Below are 17,112 nucleotides of genomic sequence, written 5' to 3' on the forward strand. Positions count from 1 at the left end.
ACGGCGTCACGAGGCGCGGCGTCACGAGACGGTGAACGACAGCACCAGCGCCATCATGCCGAACACCCCCGCGCCCACGAACAGCGCCAGCACGGCGAACCCGAGCCGTCCCGCCGCACGCGCGGCCCGCGGGCTGCCCTCCGCGCGGCGGCCCAGCAGCGAGGACGGCAGCGAGGCCGCCAGCATCAGGCCGAACAGGATGAGGGCCAGCCAACCCACCGAGTGGGCCAGGCTGATCGGGCCGTAGTCACCGGCGCCGAGGCGGTCGACGTCCAGCGCGCGGCCCTTGGCGGGATTCCCGGAGGCCGAGACCGTCGCCGCCGGGTCCGTGACCGAGCCGTCCGCGGCGCGGAACACTCCCGTGCAGACGCCCGGTCGGCCGGACTGCCCGCACGACGCCACCGTCAGCGTCCCGGGCGTCCCCGCGAGCCCCGCGGAGTACGCGGCCCGGTAGCCGCCCAGGAAGACCAGCCCCAGCCCGATGACGGAGATCACAAGCAGCAGCGGCAGGCTGGCCTTCACCTGCGCGGGGCGGGCAGGGCGGGCGGTCGCGGTAGACATACGACGACGCTATCCCGAGCAAGCCCGTGCGGTGTGCCCAGGGCCACCGCCCGGACGCTGAAGCCGCCTGCCCAAAATGGCGCGATCGGTGCAGCCCGCATCCGCAACACGTCGACGCGCGGTGGCGGCGGTCGGTAGGGTCTGCGGAACATGGCACGCCAAGACGCCGGGGCACACCCGGTCGACACCCGTACGGTCCGCCTGCGCAGGGCGCAGCGACGGGCTTGGCGACGGGTGCGCAGGGCCGCCGTCGACTACTTCCGCGGGGACGGCGCGGACTGGATCGCCTTCGTCGTCCTGCTCCTCCTCGTGCCGTTGCTCACGTTCGCGACCGTGTCCCTGCCGGTCTGGTTCCCGCCGACCGTGCTCGTCATGCCGGTGATCTCCGGCGCGTTGTTGCTGCGGCCCAGTAGCCTCGTGCTTCTCTACGCCGCCGCCGCGGCGGCCCTCGCCGCGGAGTCGGTGCTGCTCGGGCCGGGCGGCGGTGGCGATCTGAGCCGGGTGACGCCCGGCAGCGTGCTGACCGTCGGCGCGGTCGGGGCCGTCGGGTTGGTGCTGGCGCAGTTCCGCAGCCGGGTCGGCGTGCCGTGGCGGCGCGGCGGATCGATGCTGTTCGATCTGCGCGAGCGGCTCAAGGTGCAGAGCCGGATCCCGTCCCTCCCCGTGGGCTGGCACGCCGAGATGGCGCTGCGACCGGCCGGCGGGCAGTCCTTCTCCGGTGACTTCGTCGTCGCCGCCCGGACCGGCACCGGCAAGCGGGTGCTGGAGGCGGTGCTCGCGGACGTCTCCGGCAAGGGCATGGACGCCGGTTCGCGCGCCCTGCTCCTCTCCGGCGCGTTCGGCGGCCTGTTGGGCTCACTGCCCCCGCACGACTTCCTTCCGGCCGCCAACGGCTACCTGCTGCGCCAGGGTTGGGAGGAGGGCTTCGCCAGCGCCGTGCATCTGGTGCTGGATCTGGACACGGGCGAGTACGAACTGTTGTCGGCCGGTCATCTCCCGGGCATGCAGCGGGTCAACGGCACCGGCCACTGGCAGACCAAGGAGGCCGAGGGGCCTCTGCTCGGCATCTACGACGGCGCCAAGTTCGAGGGCGTGCGCGGCGTGCTGGCCCACGGCGACGTGCTGATGCTCTGCACGGACGGCATGGTCGAAGCGCCGGGCCGGGACCTGTCCGAGGGCATGGACCGGCTCATGGGCGAGGCGGACCGGCTGGTCGGCACCACCTTCTCCGGCTCCGCCTGGCGGCTGATCGAACGGGTCGCCAAGGACCGCAGCGACGACCGGGCCCTCCTGCTCCTCTGGCGCGAATAGGCGTATCGCAGGCCGCACTTGTACCATCCGTCACACGATCTTCGGACAATCTCGGCTGATAGTGCACTCCGGCAGTGCAGTGTGAGCCAGAACCGCTTTACGGAGCCCGTTGATCCGGAGAGACTGACTAAGCGGGCGAGCGTGAGCTGGGGGTGGTGCCGTGGTGACGCGGTGTGGCCTCGGCGCCGGGCGTCCCTCAGCTGTTGACGTAGCCGTCGTCACGCTCGAAGCGAGGAAGTGGGGCCCGTGACAACCTTCTCCATCTCCGCGGTGGTCCTGTTGGGGATCCTGCTCGTGGTGTTCCTCAGGAACAAGAGCATCAAGATGAGCTACACGGCGCTGGCCGTGCTCTTCGGCTTCTTCCTGGCGAAGACGTCGGCCGCGGCCCCGATCCAGACCTTCCTGACCCAGATCGCCGACACGATCAACCAGATCACCAGGTGAGTCCCCCTCAACCGGGCACGCCTGCGGGCGAGGTTCACAGCAGTCGGCGCAACAGGGCCATGGGAGCCGGCGGCTGACTCCGCGTCCGCGCGTCGGAGTGCGGTTCCGGCCCTGAGGGGCTGGCCGGTCCCGAGGGGGGAGCCGGGGCGGCGTTCTCCGCGTCGCGCAGCGCGTCCGGGTCACGGGTGAGCAGCAGGAAGCACCGAGCCCACGCCAGGTGCTCCCCGCGCGGCCAGTCGAGCGCCCGCAGGGCCGCGGACGCGGCGGGCACCGGCTCGCCGTCGACGCGCACCTCGGCGATCTCGTCGTCGGCACGCCCGCCGAAGAAGACGCGCACCCCGTGCAGGGCGCGCTCGTCCAGGTACGGCAGTACCTGTGAAGCCAGGGCGGGCAGCAGGTGGTTGCCCGCCACCCAGGCGCTGAGCGGCTCGCTGCGGAACCCGAAGACGGCTGCGGGTCCCTGCACCGAGTACCAGCCCGGCACCCCGGCGGGCGCGCCCGGCGCGAAGACGTCCCCGTGCACGCCGCGCCGCTCCAGCAGCTCCACGACCGCGCCCGCGGTCGTGATGCGCCACATCCGCACCCCGTTCTCGAGCCGCTGCTCCTCGGTGCGGCCCAGTCCGCTCACGCAGTCCCAGACGACCGGCCCCTCGCCGTCCCCCAGCCGCAGCGCGTACCCGAGGTCCAGATGCGACGCCGCACCGGCGTCCGCGCCGGGGTCACGATGCTCGCGCACCGCTACGGCGGTGCGCCCGGGGCCGCGCACGACCTGCTCGTCGACGTGGAACCGACGTCCGAGCGCGGCCATCTCCCGCACCACGTTGCGCCGTATCACGTCCAGCCGCTGCTCGGCTCGCAACCTGCCGCCTCTCGTGAAGCCCCTGTGAAGCCGCGCCGAGCGTATCGCGAGCGGCTGTTCACGACTCCTCCCGGACGCAGGGTTCCTGCACCGACGACCGGCTCAGATGCTGCGCTGCTGAAGCGCCGCGGCTCCCATCGCGAGCCCGTCCGCCGCCGTGACGGCCGGGAAGGTGTTGATCCGGAACATGTCGCCCCAGGCCAGGGAGACCTCCATGATCGGCGCGAAGCTCTCGGCCTCGAACACGACCACGACGGCCGTGTCCTCGCTTCCCAGCCAGTACTCACCCTGCGCGGAGAACCCCGCGGGGTACTGCCACTGCGCCCGCCGCGCGAGCGCGCCGTCCCGCTGCTCCCGGCTGAGCCCGGGCTGCCACTCGAATGTCATGACGTACAGCACGATGCCTCCCTCGGACGAGGGATGAGGGGATGCCTGCACCGTCCACGCTAGGAGCGCCGCCCGCGCCCCGCACTCCGGGGACGTGGTCCGGACCCGAGACCGCTCTGCTCGGAGCGGACTTCACCGGCTTCTTCGGGAACCGCACCCCGGAGCAGGGAGCGGCCACGGCGATCCGGCTCGCCACGCTGCGCGTCCTCGGCCAGCCCGGCGCGTTCTTCGACGACGAGGGCGTCGTCCCCGGGGAGGTGAGACCCACGATCACCGAGTTCCACCCGACAAAGCCCCGAAAGCTCAGCAGGTCTTCACCCACTGGCGCACGAGTTCGACGGCGCCTCCGACGCGCTCGGCGCCGATGCCCCGCATGAGTGCGTCGGAAGCCACGTTGGTGGTGTCGAGTTCGCAGCTGACGTGCGCCTGGCCGCGGCGGTGGAGGACGTCGAACACCTCGGCCAGCAGGGCTGCGGCCACGCGACGGCGTCGGTGGGCCGCGAGCGTTCCGACGAGGCCGAGCCGTGGCCCGGTCGAGGTGTTCCAGACGCGGACCAGGCCCACGTACCGTCCGTCCGTCTCGTCCATGGCGAGCAGGTAGGTGGACGGGTCGAATTCCGCGTCACTGAGGGTCTCTTCGACGAACCTGCCCGGGTCGTTGCGCCATCCGTCCGTGCCGGGCACGTCCTGCCGCAGCACGTCGTCCAACTCCCGCCACCGGTCCGGGTCCGCGCTCGTCACCGGCAGGAACGCGATGGCCGCCGGCCGCGCGCCGTCGCCGAGCCCCGAGCGAGCGGGATCGGTCGGCAGGAGGTAGTGATGCTCCCGGCGCCGCACGACGAAGCCGAGTGCGGTCAGTTGGGCGAGTGCACCGGCGTCGGTCGCGTCGACCTCGGCATACACGTCCCGGGCCAGCGACCCCAGCGCGGTCTCCACCAGGGCTCCGAGGGCGTCGGGGCTGCCGCGGTGGAGGAGAAAGCACCGCTGATCCGGCCTGTCACGGGCCAGCAGACAGGCCACCTCCCGCCCGTCGCGCAGCGCCGTCCATCGCAGGGGACCTTCCGAGGAGACCACGATCACGGCATCAGAACGTAGGGGCGCTGGGCCGGGTCGGCCACCGAATTCCGACGGGGCCGGACTGCACGGTCCCGTTGCATGCCGGGGGAGCAGCACCCCTGGAACGCGGAAGGCCCAGGTCGGGGATCATGTCCCTGACCTGGGCCTTCGGCGTTGGAGCGGGCGACGGGAATCGAACCCGCGTAGCTAGTTTGGAAGACTAGGGCTCTACCATTGAGCTACGCCCGCGGGGCTTGCGCCGTGGATCAGGGTAGCGGACGCGGGCGGGCGGATGCACACCACTTGACCTGCGCGGCGTCGAAACCGAATTCGCTCGGGTGGCGACCCCGCAGCATGTACGCTACGTCTCGCGAGACGATACGGGGTGTGGCGCAGTTTGGTAGCGCGTCCGCTTTGGGAGCGGAAGGTCGTCGGTTCGAATCCGGTCACCCCGACTGCGCAGGGCCGATGAACGTGCGAGAGCACCCCTGCTGAGCTGCGAGAACAGCCGCCGGGCCCGCGGGGGCGAAGGCTGATTGTGGTACCGGTAGGATGGGGCGCTGGTGGCGTCTGCGCACCGCGGCGATGGTCGCGGGTGTGCGGGGTCCACCGACACAGCCCGGCGGGCGATTAGTCAACAGGACGCATCACCCGTCTCGCCGCGTGCCCGAAGACCGGGCCGTGGCGGACACACCGACCGTAAAGCCCCCAAGGAGACCCAACCGTGAAGAGCGCCGTGGAGACTCTGAACCCGACCAGGGTTCGACTCACCGTCGAGGTGCCCTTCGAGGAGCTCAAGCCCAGCCTCGACGCGGCGTACAAGAAGATCAACCAGCAGGTCACGGTTCCGGGTTTCCGTAAGGGCAAGATCCCGGCTCGCGTCATCGACCAGCGTTTCGGCCGCGGTGCCGTGCTGGAGGAGGCCGTCAACGACGCGCTGCCGAAGTTCTACGGCCAGGCGGTCGAAGAGGGCAAGATCGACGTCCTCGGCCAGCCGGAGATCACCGAGATCGAGGGTGTCGAGAAGCTCGCCGACGGCGGCGACCTGAAGTTCACCGCCGAGGTGGACATCCGTCCCGAGATCACCCTGCCCGACTTCGAGACCATCGAGGTCGAGGTCGACCCGATCGAGGTCACCGACGAGGACGTCGACAAGAGCCTGGAGCAGCTGCGCGAGCGCTTCTCCTCGGTGAAGGCCGTCGAGCGCGCCGCCGCCGAGGGCGACGTCGTGGTCGTCGACCTCGAGGCCAAGGTCGACGGTGAGGTCCCCGAGGACGGCACCGCCACCGGCGTGACCTACGAGATCGGCTCCGGCCGCCTGCTGGACGGCATCGACGACGCGGTCATCGGCCTGGAGGCCGGCGGCACCGCGACCTTCACCACCGAGCTCAAGGGCGGTTCCGCCGCGGGCAAGGACTCCGAGGTCACCGTCACCGTCACCGCCGTGCAGGAGAAGGAGCTCCCGGAGCTGGACGACGAGTTCGCCCAGATGGCCAGCGAGTTCGACACCCTGGACGAGCTGAAGGACGACTCCCGCAAGCGGCTCGCCCGCATGAAGGAGTTCGACCAGGCCACCCAGGCCCAGGAGCGCGTCCTCGACAAGCTGCTCGAGCTCGTCGAGATGCCGTACCCGGAGAAGCTCCTCGCGGACGAGATCGAGACCCGCAAGCACAACCTGGAGCACCACCAGCTGCCCCAGATGGGCATCGACATGGATGCCTGGCTGAAGCTCCAGGACAAGTCCGCCGAGGACTTCCAGGCCGAGCTCGAGGACCAGGCGAAGAAGGGCATCAAGACCCAGTTCGTCCTGGACGCCATCGCGGCCAAGGAGGAGCTCGGTGTCAGCCAGGAGGAGCTCACCGAGCACCTGCTGCGCCGCGCCGCTGGCTCCGGCATGACGCCGGACCAGTTCGCCCAGCAGGTCGTCCAGGGCGGCCAGGTGCCGCTGCTCGTCGGTGAGGTCGTCCGCGGAAAGGCGCTGGCGTCCGTCGTCGAGGCCGCCAAGGTCGTCGACACCGAGGGCAACCCGGTCGACTTCGCGGACGACGAGGACGAGGACGAGGTGTCCGAGGCTGTCGAGACCGTCGAGGTCGAGGCTGCGGCCGAGGAGACCGAGGAGGCCTGAGCCTCAGCAGTCTGAAACGGCAGGGCCCGGACCGCGCATCGCGCGGTCCGGGCCCTGCCGCGTTCCCGTTCCGCCGTTCCGGCCTTCCCCTGTTCGCGCAGAGCACGACACGTGACGCTCAAAGCGAACAGGTCGGTTTTGAGGGATGGCCGGACCAGCACTGCGCGTTAGGGTCGGTGGAAACGCTGTGACGGCGGCCCTCGACGACCAGCCGTCGTGTCAACAACGAGCAGGTGGATACGTGACGATTCCGCAGATCTCCATGCCCGGGCTTGTGACCCCGCGTGCCGCCGGCGACATCGGCGGTGGCGGTCTGGGAGACCAGGTCTACAACCGTCTGCTCAACGAGCGCATCATCTTCCTCGGCCAGCAGGTCGACGACGACATCGCCAACAAGATCACCGCGCAGCTGCTGTTGCTGGCCGCGGACCCGGAGAAGGACATCTTCCTTTACATCAACTCCCCGGGCGGCTCGGTGACGGCCGGCATGGCCATCTACGACACCATGCAGTACATCAAGAACGACGTGGTCACCATCGCGATGGGCATGGCCGCCTCGATGGGCCAGTTCCTCCTCACGGCCGGCGCCAAGGGCAAGCGCTTCGCGCTGCCGAACGCCGAGATCCTGATGCACCAGCCCTCGGCCGGTCTCGGCGGCTCCGCCACCGACATCCGCATCCAGGCGCAGCAGCTGGTCCGGATGAAGCACCGGATGGCCGAACTCATCGCCGAGCACAGCGGTCAGACGGTGGACCAGATCACCAAGGACTCCGACCGCGACCGCTGGTTCACCCCGGTCGAGGCCAAGGAGTACGGCCTGATCGACCAGATCATGCACAGTGCCTCGGACGTCCCCGGTGGCGGCGGCACGGGCGCCTGAGCCCTCGGCAGCCCCGGCAGCCACCACCAGTCGCCACCCAGTCGACCATCGTCCCGGAGGACGGAAGAACCCGATGAACATCCCCAGCCTGTCCGCCGCGCAGTCGCGCGTCGACAACATGATCGCCGAGGGCCGGTACATCCTGCCCAGCTTCGTCGAGCGCACCTCGCAGGGCTACCGCGAGTACAACCCCTACGCCAAGCTCTTCGAGGAGCGCGTCATCTTCCTGGGCACCCAGGTGGACGACGCCTCGGCGAACGACATCATGGCCCAGCTGCTGTGCCTGGAGTCGATGGACCCGGACCGGGACATCTCCATGTACATCAACTCGCCCGGTGGCTCCTTCACCGCGCTGACGGCGATCTACGACACCATGCAGTACGTCAAGCCCGACATCCAGACGGTCTGCATGGGCCAGGCGGCCTCCGCCGCGGCCGTGCTGCTGGCGGCCGGCACGCCGGGCAAGCGCATGGCGCTGCCCAACGCCCGCGTGCTGATCCACCAGCCGTACACCGAGACCGGCCGCGGCCAGGTCTCCGACCTGGAGATCCAGGCCGCGGAGATCCAGCGCATGCGCGAGCTGCTGGAGGTGCTGCTCTCCAAGCACTCGAACAAGAGCCAGCAGGAGATCTCCGAGGACATCGAGCGCGACAAGATCCTCACCGCCGAGGAGTCCCTGCAGTACGGCTTCATCGACCAGATCATCTCCACCCGCAAGACCGAAGCGGTCTGATTCCGGCCGCCCTGCGCGCCGGGTGACGCTCCGGGCGCGGTCCGTGACCGCGCCCGGACTCGTCCGCCCCGCTGAGTGCCGGCTGAGACCAGCACCACGCAGCCAGACCGGCCCCCGCTCTTGGAGCCCGGGGCGACGCCTGGCACCATCGTCAGTACCGACATCCTGATCCGGCCGATTCGTTTATTCGCCCAGGGCGGAAGTGGGAAGCCGTCGAACACGGCGAATCGCGGCTCCTGACGGAGTACCGTCGGATACCAAGCACCAGGCTCCGCCCCTTGAGGAGCCTTTGGCGAAGGGGAAGCACCTCGTGGCACGCATCGGTGACGGTGGCGACCTGCTCAAGTGCTCGTTCTGTGGCAAGAGCCAGAAGCAGGTGAAGAAGCTCATTGCCGGGCCAGGCGTGTACATCTGCGACGAGTGCATCGACCTGTGCAACGAGATCATCGAGGAAGAGCTCGCGGAGACCTCAGAGGTCCGCTTCGAGGAGTTGCCGAAGCCGCGCGAGATCTACGAGTTCCTCGACGGTTACGTCGTCGGCCAGGAGGTCGCCAAGAAGGCCCTCTCCGTCGCCGTCTACAACCACTACAAGCGCGTGCAGGCGGGCGAGAACGGCAAGCACGGCCGCGACGACGGCATCGAGCTGGCCAAGTCCAACATCCTGCTGCTGGGCCCCACCGGCTCCGGCAAGACGCTGCTGGCGCAGACCCTGGCCCGGATGCTGAACGTGCCGTTCGCCATCGCGGACGCCACGGCGCTGACGGAGGCCGGCTACGTCGGTGAGGACGTCGAGAACATCCTGCTGAAGCTGATCCAGGCGGCCGACTACGACGTCAAGAAGGCCGAGACCGGGATCATCTACATCGACGAGATCGACAAGGTCGCCCGCAAGAGCGAGAACCCGTCGATCACGCGTGACGTCTCCGGTGAGGGCGTGCAGCAGGCGCTGCTGAAGATCCTCGAGGGCACGACCGCGTCGGTGCCGCCGCAGGGCGGGCGCAAGCACCCGCACCAGGAGTTCATCCAGATCGACACGACGAACGTGCTGTTCATCGTGGGCGGCGCCTTCTCCGGCCTGGAGCGCATCATCGAGGGCCGCGCGGGCAAGAAGGGCATCGGCTTCGGCGCCCCGATCCGCTCCAAGCACGAGATCGACTCCAGCGACCTGTTCCGCGAGGTCATGCCGGAGGACCTGGTCAAGTTCGGCATGATCCCCGAGTTCATCGGCCGCCTGCCGGTGATCACCTCGGTGCACAACCTCGACCGCGACGCGCTGCTGCAGATCCTGACCGAGCCCAAGAACGCGCTGGTCAAGCAGTACCGCAGGCTCTTCGAGCTGGACGGCGTCGAGCTGGAGTTCACCACCGAGGCCCTCGAGGCCATCGCCGACCAGGCGATCAAGCGCTCCACCGGCGCCCGCGGCCTGCGCGCGATCATGGAGGAGGTGCTGATGTCCGTGATGTACGAGGTCCCCTCGCGCAAGGACGTCGCCCGCGTGGTCGTCGACGATGACGTGGTCCTCAAGCACGTGAACCCGACGCTGGTCCCGCGCGACCTGCGCGCCCAGCGCGAGCGCCGCGAGAAGAGCGCGTAAGGAACGAACCGAAAGGGGTCCGGGGCTTCGCCCCGGACCCCTTTCGCGTCACTGCTTGGTGACCGGCACCGAGTTGATCACGACGGTGTCGTTCGGCTTGCCGTCGCCCTGGCCGTTGGAGTTGTCACTCCCGTCCTGGGCGATGTGGTTCAGGATGTCCAGGCCCGAGGTGATGGTGCCGAAGGGCGTGTAGGCCGGCGACAGCTGGCTGTCCTTGTAGACCAGGAAGAACTGCGAACCGTTGGTGTTGGGGCCGGAGTTGGCCATCGCCAGGGTGCCGGCCGGGTAGGTGCCGCCCTGGATCGCCGGGTCGTTCAGGTACTCGTCGTCGAACTTGTAGCCCGGACCGCCGGTGCCGGTGGCCGTCGGGTCGCCGCACTGCAGCACGTAGATGCCGGCGGTGGTGAGCCGGTGGCAGTGCGTGTGGTCGAAGAAGCCCTGCTGGGCGAGGAAGACGAAGCTGTTCACCGTCTTCGGCGCGTGCTGGGCGTCCAGCTTCAGGCCGATGTCGCCGCAGGAGGTCTTCAACGTGGCGGTGTAGGTCGCCTTGGTGTCGATGCTCATCGCGGGCGGCTGCGACCACTGCTTGGTGGTCGGGCTGCCCGAGACGACGTTGCCGCAGAACGCCGTACTGGAGCCGGCCGTGCTCGACGACTTGGACGAGTTGCCTAGCGTCGCCCACAGGATGCCGCCCACGACCAGCAGCAGCACCAGCACCGCGGCCCCGATGCCCAGGGCCCTGCGCTTCCGCGCCTTGGCCTGCTCCTGCGCGCGCAGCGCCTCGATCCGCGCCCGCCGCATGGCGCCCGGGTCCTCGCTCACCTTCGCTCCTTCAACCACTCGTGCCCCGTTGCCTGACTGTCAGCTCACAAGTGTGACTGGTCCAGGCGACGGGGCACGAACGAGGCGCGCGTGGGGCGGCGTCGGTGCGGTTACTTCTTGACCTCGGCGACCTGCCGGAAGGCCAGCGTCATCGCCGCCGTCCCGCTGAGGTCCGCGGAGCCGGCACGGGAGTAGTCCATGATCGAGCCGAAGCCGCTGTTGTCGGCCCAGACGCAGACGGGCAGCGACTTGCCGAGCGCGGCCAGGTGCACCTGGGCGCACTGCATGCTGCCGCCCAGCGAGCCGGCCGACTCGTCCGTCTGGTCGCTGACCGACACGCCCTGGTCGCCGCTCATGCCCTTCCAGAAGTCGCTGATGCCGAACGCGGCGCCGAGCGTGCTGCCGTAGCCGCCCATGAAGAGGAAGGACGGGCTGGTGCTGGTCGCGGAGGTCCCGTAGATCGCGACCGAGGGCGTCAGGTGCGCCGTGGTGGCCAGCGTCTGCGCGCTGCTCTGCACGGAGGCCAGGTTGGGGTTGGCGTCCTGGCGCGCGAAGCTCTGGAACGAGGCCGGCGGGACCAGCTTGTTCGCCCCCACGGTCTTGGCCACGTTCACCGCGTAGTAGGCGATCACGCCGCCGCCGACCAGCACCAGGGCGGTGAGGATCAGCAGCACGTTGCGCAGCGTGTGCGACTTCCTGGGCGGCACGGGCGCGTAGCCCCAGGCGGCGCCGCCCTGGTCGAAGCCCTGCGGCGGCACGCCGGGCTGGGCGTAGCCGTTCTGGTCGTATCCCGGCTGCTCGTATCCCGGCTGCTGGTAGGGGGACTGCTGGTACGGCGGCTGGGAACCCGGCGCCGAGTAGCCCTGCGGATACTCGGGCTGGGGATAGCCGCCCGGAGGCGGATTCGTCGACATGGTCGATTATCAGACCAGCGTGGCCGGTCCCTGTCCATTGCCTTTGCGTCGGCGTCGCTCCGGCTCCCGATTCGTCCGGCTTCGCCCCCGCGGCCACGCAGCGAAAGCGTTCGTGACCATGGACGCTCGCCCCCTAAACTTGCCGTCGTGACCGAAATGAACCAGCACCCCGCCGACGCCGGGGTCGACAGCGCCCTCGAGACATTGCCGACGCAGTACACGCCGGCTGACGTAGAGGGGCCGCTGTACGAGCGCTGGGTAGAGCGCGGTTACTTCACGGCGGACGACAAGAGCGAGAAGCCGCCGTACACCATCGTCATCCCGCCGCCGAACGTCACCGGCTCGCTGCACCTGGGCCACGCCTTCGAGCACACCATCATCGACTCGCTGACGCGCCGCAAGCGCATGCAGGGCTACGAGGTCCTGTGGCAGCCGGGCATGGACCACGCCGGCATCGCGACGCAGAACGTCGTCGAGCGGGAGCTCGCCAAGGAGGGCAAGTCCCGTCACGACCTGGGCCGTGACGCCTTCGTCGAGCGCGTGTGGCAGTGGAAGGCCGAGTCCGGCGGCCAGATCAGCGGTCAGATGCGTCGCCTCGGCGACGGCGTGGACTGGTCGCGTGAGCGCTTCACCATGGACGAGGGCCTGTCCCAGGCCGTCCAGACCATCTTCAAGCGCCTCTACGACGACGAGCTGATCTACCGCGCTGAACGCATCATCAACTGGTGCCCGCGCTGCCTCACCGCGATCTCCGACATCGAGGTGGAGTACCAGGAGGACGAGGGCGAGCTCGTCTCGATCCGCTACGGCGAGGGCGAGAACTCCATCGTCGTCGCGACGACGCGCGCCGAGACGATGCTCGGTGACACGGCCGTGGCCGTCCACCCGGACGACGAGCGGTACAAGCACATGGTCGGCACCGAGATCGAGCTGCCGCTGACGGGCCGTCGGATCCCGATCGTCGCCGACGCGCACGTCGACCCGGAGTTCGGCACCGGCGCCGTCAAGGTGACGCCCGCCCACGACCCGAACGACTTCGAGATCGGCCAGCGCCACGACCTGCCGGCCATCACCGTCCTGGACGAGCACGGCGTCATCACCGCGCATGGCCCCTTCCTCGGCCTGGACCGCTTCGAGGCCCGTTCGGCGATCGTCGCCGCGCTGCGCGCCGACAGCCGGATCGTCGCCGAGAAGCGCCCGTACGTCCACAGCGTCGGCCACTGCTCGCGCTGCAAGACGACCATCGAGCCGCGGCTGTCCATGCAGTGGTGGGTCAAGGTCGCCCCGCTGGCCAAGGCCGCCGGTGACGCCGTCCGCGACGGCAGCGTCCAGATCCACCCCAAGGAGATGGAGTCCCGCTACTTCGCCTGGGTCGACAACCTGCACGACTGGTGCATCTCGCGCCAGCTGTGGTGGGGCCACCGGATCCCGGTCTGGTACGGCCCGAACGGAGAGATCGTCTGCGTCGGCCCCGACGAGGAGCCGCCGACGGGTGAGGGCTGGCGTCAGGACACCGACGTCCTCGACACCTGGTTCTCCTCCGGCCTGTGGCCCTTCTCGACCCTGGGCTGGCCTGGGCAGACGCCGTCGCTGGAGAAGTTCTTCCCGACGTCCGTGCTGGTCACCGGCTACGACATCCTCTTCTTCTGGGTCGCCCGGATGATGATGTTCGGCCTGTACGCGATGGACGGCACCCCGCCGTTCCACACCATCGCCCTGCACGGCATGGTCCGCGACCAGTTCGGCAAGAAGATGTCGAAGTCCTTCGGCAACGCGGTCAACCCGCTGGACTGGATGGACGCCTACGGCGCGGACGCGCTCCGCTTCACGCTCGCCCGCGGCGCCAACCCCGGCACCGACGTGCCGATCGGCGAGGACTGGGTCCAGGGCTCGCGCAACTTCTGCAACAAGATCTGGAACGCGACCCGCTTCGCGCTGATGAACGGCGCGACGGTGGAGGGTCCGCTCCCGGCGGCGGAGCAGCTGAGCGCGGCCGACCGCTGGATCCTGTCGCGGCTGAACACCACCGTCGCGGAGGTGGACGCCCTCTACGACGACTACCAGTTCGCCAAGCTCACGGACGCACTGTTCCACTTCGCCTGGGACGAGGTCTTCGACTGGTACGTGGAGCTCACCAAGTCCACGCTGGCCGAGGGCGGCCCGGCGGCGGAGGTCACCCGGCGCGTGCTGGGTGAGGTCCTCGACGTGACGCTGCGTCTGCTGCACCCGATCACGCCGTTCGTGACGGAGACCCTGTGGACCACGCTGACGGGCGGCGAGTCCGTCGTCATCGCGGAGTGGCCCGCCGACAGCGGCTTCCGTGACTCGGCGGCGGAGAAGGAGATCGAGCTGCTGCAGCAGGTCATCACCGAGGTCCGCCGCTTCCGCAGCGACCAGGGCCTCAAGCCCGGCCAGAGGGTCGCGGCGCGGCTGACCCTGGAGGGCACCTCGCTGGTCGCCCACGAGGGCGCGCTGCGCTCCCTGGCCCGCCTCACCCCGGCGGAGGAGGGCTTCCACGCGACGGCGACCCTGCCGATCGCGGGCGCGACGGTCGAGCTGGACCTCTCCGGCGCGATCGACGTCGAGGCGGAGCGGAAGCGACTGAGCAAGGACCTGGCGGCGGCGGAGAAGGAGCTGGCGCAGGCCGGCGCGAAGCTCGGCAACGAGGCGTTCGTGGCCAAGGCGGCCCCGGCCGCCGTGGACAAGATCCGCGGCCGCCTCGCCAAGGCCACGGAGGACATCGAGCGCCTCACGGCGCAGCTGGAGGCACTTCCGAAGGGCTAGGCACGTCGCCCAGTTGCAGCACGTCAGGGGCGCGGGGCTCTGCTGCCCTGCGGTTCCGCCGCGTGGGCGCGACAAGCCACCGAAGAGGTGGGTCGCACAACGAGCGGGGCCATTCGCACAGGATGGTTGCCCGCGCCCACGCGGTGGAGCCGCACATCGGCAGAGCCCCGCGCCCCTGGCGTTTGCCCACTTACGCAGGTGCATCACTCCCGCTCAGCGTCCGTACACTTGCGCCGTGAGCGACACTGAGCTGACCGCGGTAGCCGCGGAACTGGCCGCCAAGTGGCCGGAGACGAAGATCGATCCCTCTCTGGAGCGGATCCAGGCGTTGATGGACATCCTGGGCCAGCCCCAGCGGTCCTATCCGTCCATCCACATCACCGGCACCAACGGCAAGACCAGTACGGCTCGCATGATCGAGCAGCTGCTGCGCACCTTCGAGCTGCGGACCGGCCGCTACACCAGCCCGCACGTCGAGTCGATCACCGAGCGCATCAGCCTCGACGGTGAGTCGATCAGCCCCGAGCTGTTCGTGCAGACGTACGAGGACATCAAGCCGTACGTCGCGATGGTCGACGCCCAGCAGCCCGTCCCGATGTCCTTCTTCGAGGTGGTCACCTCGATGGCGTACGCCTGCTTCGCCGACGCGCCCGTCGACGTCGCGGTCGTCGAGGTCGGGATAGGGGGCACCTGGGACGCGACCAACGTCATCGACGCGGTCGTCTCGGTGATCACCCCGATCTCGCTCGACCACATGGACCGTCTCGGCGACACGCACGCCGCCATCGCGGGGGAGAAGTCCGGGATCATCAAGAAGGGCGGCCTCGCGGTCGTCTCCCAGCAGCCCCTGGACGCCGCCGAGGTGATCCTGCGCCGCGCCGTCGAGATCGACGCGACGGTCGCCCGCGAGGGCATGGAGTTCGGCGTGCTGCGACGTGACCTCGCGGTCGGCGGCCAGATGATCACCCTGCGGGGAATCGGCGGCCACGAGTACGAGGACATCTTCATTCCGCTGCACGGCGCCCACCAGGCGCAGAACGCGTCGCTCGCGCTGGCCGCGGTCGAGGGCTTCTTCGGCGTCGGGGCCGCGCACCAGGAGCCGCTGGACATCGACAAGGTCCGCGCGGCGTTCGCCGGCGTCAGCTCGCCCGGCCGTCTTGAGGTCGTCCGCCGCAGCCCGACCATCGTCCTGGACGCCGCCCACAACCCCGGCGGCGCGCAGGTGACGGCGGAGGCGATCGGGGAGTCCTTCGGCTTCACCCGCCTGGTCGGCGTCTTCTCGCCGAGCGGCGACAAGGACGTCCTCGGCGTCCTGGAGGCGCTGGAGCCGGTCCTCGCGGAGATCGTGGTCACCCAGAACAGCACGCAGCGTGCGCTGGACGTCGACCGCCTGGCCGAGCTCGCCGTCGAGGTCTTCGGCGCGGACCGCGTCCATGTCGAGCCGCGCCTGGACGACGCGATCGAGGCCGCGGTCACGCTCGCCGAGGAGGAGGGCGACCTCGGCGGCGCGGGCGTGCTGATCACCGGCTCCATCATCACCATCGGCGAGGCCCGCATCCTTCTCGGCAAGCGGTAGCTGCGCCTTCCCCAGTGGCGCGGGGAGCTGTGCCTCCCCGCGCCCGCCTTCCCGCGGCCCTGGTCGTGGCCTGCCGAACCCCTCGGTCTAAGCTTGCCGTCGTGCGTACCCTCTGTTCTTCCACACTGATCAGCGAAGCGATGGTCATCGGCTTCGCCGCGCTCGTCGCGATGCGGCTGTCGCATGTCTCGTCGGCGACGCTGTGGTCGGTGTCGGGTGCGGCGATGGTGCTGTGCGTGCTGCTGTGCGGGGTGCTCAACCGCCGTGGCGCGGTGACGATCGGGTGGGCGCTGCAGATCGCGCTCATCGCGAGCGGCGCGGTCGTCGGCATGATGTACGGGCTCGGCGTGATCTTCGCCGGGCTGTGGTGGGCGTCCGTCCACTACGGTCGGAAGATCGACGTCATCAAGGCGGCCCGGGCCGCGGACGCCGCCGCACAGGCGTAGCACAGCCCCCGCGCGGGTGAATCCAAAAGGACTCCCGCTGCGAAGGATGAGACACCCCTCCGGTACTCTCGTGTCGATCATCACATCACGAAACTCCGGGAGCCGTCCCATGTCCTCGACGTCCCAGCGCACGCTGATCCTGCTCAAGCCCGACGCCGTGGCCCGGGGCCTGATCGGCGAGATCGTCTCCCGTATCGAACGCAAGGCGAACTGGCGCATCGCGGCCATGGAGCTGCGCACCCTGGACGCCGCGACGCTGGAGCAGCACTACGCCGAGCACGTGGGCAAGCCGTTCTACGAGCCGCTGATGGGCTTCATGTCCTCGGGCCCCTCGGTCGCCATGATCGTCGAGGGTGAGAGCGTCATCGAGGGCATTCGTGCCCTCGCCGGCAAGACCAACCCGCTGGAGGCCGGCCCCGGCACCATTCGCGGGGATTTCGCCACCATCACCCGGGAGAACCTGATCCACGCCTCCGACTCCGAGGAGTCCGCCGCGCGCGAGATCAAGATTTTCTTCCCTGGTCACGCCTGACCCGCTGCGCTCACACCTTTCTCACGGGATTTCCACGGTCCGTACCCGGACCGTGGAGAACCGAACGCCGACACACGGCGTCCCAATG

The 17,112-nt window shown here is 69.6% G+C and carries 16 protein-coding genes, 2 tRNA genes and 1 pseudogene; 12 read left to right on the top strand and 7 right to left on the bottom strand.

Going from position 1 to position 17,112, the window contains the following annotated elements:
* Positions 1-21: 21 nt before the first annotated feature.
* Entirely contained in the window at positions 22-561 is a 540-nt protein-coding gene (locus TR50_RS23500; RefSeq protein ID WP_042425239.1) for a hypothetical protein, read from the bottom strand.
* A 150-nt stretch (positions 562-711) separates the two neighbouring features.
* Between TR50_RS23500 and TR50_RS23505 the strand changes: the two genes are divergently transcribed.
* A complete protein-coding gene (locus TR50_RS23505) occupies positions 712-1,872 on the top strand; it encodes a PP2C family protein-serine/threonine phosphatase (protein ID WP_042425240.1) in 1,161 nt (386 codons plus the stop codon).
* Between the two features lie 246 nt (positions 1,873-2,118).
* Entirely contained in the window at positions 2,119-2,316 is a 198-nt protein-coding gene (locus TR50_RS23510; protein ID WP_042425243.1) for a hypothetical protein, read from the top strand.
* Positions 2,317-2,350: 34 nt separating this feature from the next.
* On the opposite strand, the gene TR50_RS23515 is transcribed toward TR50_RS23510, so the two are convergent.
* Positions 2,351-3,175: a DUF6348 family protein gene (locus TR50_RS23515; RefSeq protein WP_042425246.1), complete on the bottom strand. Its 825-nt coding sequence runs from the start codon at positions 3,173-3,175 to the stop codon at positions 2,351-2,353.
* Positions 3,176-3,277: 102 nt separating this feature from the next.
* Positions 3,278-3,574, bottom strand: a complete 297-nt coding sequence (locus tag TR50_RS23520; RefSeq protein WP_042425249.1) for a DUF3303 domain-containing protein — start codon at positions 3,572-3,574, stop codon at positions 3,278-3,280.
* Between the two features lie 107 nt (positions 3,575-3,681).
* Between TR50_RS23520 and TR50_RS49070 the strand changes: the two are divergent.
* Positions 3,682-3,813, top strand: a pseudogene (locus tag TR50_RS49070) (dehydrogenase); the annotation flags it as partial.
* A gap of 52 nt (positions 3,814-3,865) precedes the next feature.
* Here the strand turns inward: TR50_RS49070 and TR50_RS23525 are convergent.
* Entirely contained in the window at positions 3,866-4,642 is a 777-nt protein-coding gene (locus tag TR50_RS23525; RefSeq protein WP_052441264.1) for a GNAT family N-acetyltransferase, read from the bottom strand.
* A 151-nt stretch (positions 4,643-4,793) separates the two neighbouring features.
* Positions 4,794-4,867 (bottom strand) — tRNA-Gly (locus TR50_RS23530).
* 132 nt (positions 4,868-4,999) lie between these two features.
* Here TR50_RS23530 and TR50_RS23535 point away from each other — a divergent pair.
* The 5 genes from TR50_RS23535 (at position 5,000) to clpX (ending at position 9,950) form a co-directional block, all read left to right on the top strand.
* Positions 5,000-5,073: transfer RNA gene (locus TR50_RS23535), tRNA-Pro, on the top strand.
* Positions 5,074-5,342: 269 nt separating this feature from the next.
* Positions 5,343-6,743: a trigger factor gene (gene tig / locus TR50_RS23540; protein WP_042425252.1), complete on the top strand. Its 1,401-nt coding sequence runs from the start codon at positions 5,343-5,345 to the stop codon at positions 6,741-6,743.
* Positions 6,744-7,005: 262 nt separating this feature from the next.
* The gene (locus TR50_RS23545) at positions 7,006-7,623 is read left to right on the top strand and encodes an ATP-dependent Clp protease proteolytic subunit (RefSeq protein WP_042370496.1); all 618 of its coding nucleotides are present in this window, start codon (positions 7,006-7,008) and stop codon (positions 7,621-7,623) included.
* A gap of 73 nt (positions 7,624-7,696) precedes the next feature.
* Positions 7,697-8,356, top strand: a complete 660-nt coding sequence (locus tag TR50_RS23550; RefSeq protein ID WP_152627549.1) for an ATP-dependent Clp protease proteolytic subunit — start codon at positions 7,697-7,699, stop codon at positions 8,354-8,356.
* A gap of 310 nt (positions 8,357-8,666) precedes the next feature.
* Positions 8,667-9,950 carry an ATP-dependent Clp protease ATP-binding subunit ClpX gene (gene clpX / locus TR50_RS23555; RefSeq protein WP_042425335.1) on the top strand — a complete coding sequence of 428 codons (1,284 nt, stop codon included), beginning with the start codon at positions 8,667-8,669 and terminating at the stop codon, positions 9,948-9,950.
* A 48-nt stretch (positions 9,951-9,998) separates the two neighbouring features.
* On the opposite strand, the gene TR50_RS23560 is transcribed toward clpX, so the two are convergent.
* The gene (locus TR50_RS23560; protein WP_236654559.1) at positions 9,999-10,772 is read right to left on the bottom strand and encodes a peptidylprolyl isomerase; all 774 of its coding nucleotides are present in this window, start codon (positions 10,770-10,772) and stop codon (positions 9,999-10,001) included.
* A 110-nt stretch (positions 10,773-10,882) separates the two neighbouring features.
* Positions 10,883-11,686 (bottom strand): hypothetical protein, encoded by an 804-nt coding sequence (locus TR50_RS23565; protein WP_042425256.1) that lies wholly within the window; start codon positions 11,684-11,686, stop codon positions 10,883-10,885.
* Positions 11,687-11,842: 156 nt separating this feature from the next.
* Between TR50_RS23565 and TR50_RS23570 the strand changes: the two genes are divergently transcribed.
* The 4 genes from TR50_RS23570 (at position 11,843) to ndk (ending at position 17,024) form a co-directional block, all read left to right on the top strand.
* The gene (locus TR50_RS23570; RefSeq protein WP_042425258.1) at positions 11,843-14,470 is read left to right on the top strand and encodes a valine--tRNA ligase; all 2,628 of its coding nucleotides are present in this window, start codon (positions 11,843-11,845) and stop codon (positions 14,468-14,470) included.
* A 235-nt stretch (positions 14,471-14,705) separates the two neighbouring features.
* Positions 14,706-16,046 carry a bifunctional tetrahydrofolate synthase/dihydrofolate synthase gene (gene folC / locus TR50_RS23575; protein WP_236654560.1) on the top strand — a complete coding sequence of 447 codons (1,341 nt, stop codon included), beginning with the start codon at positions 14,706-14,708 and terminating at the stop codon, positions 16,044-16,046.
* A 101-nt stretch (positions 16,047-16,147) separates the two neighbouring features.
* Positions 16,148-16,492, top strand: coding sequence for a DUF4233 domain-containing protein (locus TR50_RS23580; protein ID WP_042425261.1), 345 nt, complete (start codon positions 16,148-16,150; stop codon positions 16,490-16,492).
* A 109-nt stretch (positions 16,493-16,601) separates the two neighbouring features.
* Positions 16,602-17,024: a nucleoside-diphosphate kinase gene (gene ndk / locus TR50_RS23585; protein ID WP_042425264.1), complete on the top strand. Its 423-nt coding sequence runs from the start codon at positions 16,602-16,604 to the stop codon at positions 17,022-17,024.
* Positions 17,025-17,112 lie beyond the last annotated feature (88 nt).

Origin of the sequence: Streptacidiphilus anmyonensis (assembly GCF_000787855.1) — a bacterium.
In the GTDB taxonomy this organism is placed as follows: domain Bacteria; phylum Actinomycetota; class Actinomycetes; order Streptomycetales; family Streptomycetaceae; genus Streptacidiphilus; species Streptacidiphilus anmyonensis.

What these genes read in the sequence shown, in the direction of transcription:
- TR50_RS23500 (WP_042425239.1), bottom strand. Translation starts at nt 561, where the DNA reads ATGTCTACCGCGACCGCCCGCCCTGCCCGCCCCGCGCAGGTGAAGGCC.
- TR50_RS23505 (WP_042425240.1), top strand. Translation starts at nt 712, where the DNA reads ATGGCACGCCAAGACGCCGGGGCACACCCGGTCGACACCCGTACGGTC.
- TR50_RS23545 (WP_042370496.1), top strand. Translation starts at nt 7,006, where the DNA reads ATGCCCGGGCTTGTGACCCCGCGTGCCGCCGGCGACATCGGCGGTGGC.
- TR50_RS23550 (WP_152627549.1), top strand. Translation starts at nt 7,697, where the DNA reads ATGAACATCCCCAGCCTGTCCGCCGCGCAGTCGCGCGTCGACAACATG.
- TR50_RS23565 (WP_042425256.1), bottom strand. Translation starts at nt 11,686, where the DNA reads ATGTCGACGAATCCGCCTCCGGGCGGCTATCCCCAGCCCGAGTATCCG.
- TR50_RS23570 (WP_042425258.1), top strand. Translation starts at nt 11,843, where the DNA reads ATGAACCAGCACCCCGCCGACGCCGGGGTCGACAGCGCCCTCGAGACA.
- ndk (WP_042425264.1), top strand. Translation starts at nt 16,602, where the DNA reads ATGTCCTCGACGTCCCAGCGCACGCTGATCCTGCTCAAGCCCGACGCC.